The sequence below is a fragment of the Bacillus sp. AY2-1 genome, assembly GCF_008368965.1.
In the GTDB taxonomy this organism is placed as follows: domain Bacteria; phylum Bacillota; class Bacilli; order Bacillales; family Bacillaceae_G; genus Bacillus_A; species Bacillus_A thuringiensis_S.
Map to the genome: position 1 here is coordinate 1 of NZ_QPEL01000256.1, position 797 is coordinate 797.

Sequence of the window (797 nt, forward strand, 5' to 3'; positions counted from 1 at the left end):
GCAAATAAAAAAGAGAAAAATTAACTATTTCTGTTAGTTTTTCTCTTTTTTATTTGCTTTAGTATTTAATACTGCTCTAAATTTGTTATATAGGATTTTACTGCTTGTAATAAGAATTCTTCTTGCCCAATACCAGCATCCGCTGCCATTTGAACTACTTTTTTCTTGAATTCATTATCTGCATGAAATGTGAATGGCTCTACATTACTTTTAAAGTAAATCCCCTCTACATGTGGAAGGATCGTGCCAGATTTCATATGAGAATGTAAGTATTTAATTTCTTCTTGAAACTGCAATGGCTCTATTTGTAATACAAAAGGTTTAATTTCTAATTTGATAGTATCAGATGAAATATTCAATCGCATATTTGTGACACCAAGTTCTTTATAAAATAAGTTAATTAAATTATAAGTAATGGAATTAAATAATTGAGGCTTTTTAAATGAAAAAGATAAATACCCCCGTTTTGTAATTACAGCTTGTTTTGGAAGAGATTCAAAGGAATAATCATGTTCCTTATAAGTGGATAGCGGGAAAATTTCTTCATCCTCTGTAAGAATCTTTCCATCTGTTCCATTGATCTCTATTACCCTAGCTGCTTTTCCGGTATGTTGATGTCTTAATAATTGGTATAAATATATATCTTCTCCTTGAATTTTAGTAATGAATGTTTTTCGCTCTTTTGTTTTAGTTTTTTCATAATCTAGCATAAAAATTTCTAGCTCTTCCTCATCGATAAGATATACTTGTTTTCCTCGTTTTTCTACCTTTGTTGCAGGTAATTTTCCAGATTTGAT

Annotated in this window: 1 protein-coding gene; it reads right to left on the minus strand. The window is 29.4% G+C overall.

The window, feature by feature from the left end; all coding sequences use genetic code 11:
- Positions 1 to 65: 65 nt before the first annotated feature.
- Positions 66 to 797 (minus strand): excisionase (locus DN403_RS29980; RefSeq protein WP_149186073.1); only part of this gene is annotated, 732 nt, incomplete at its 5' end.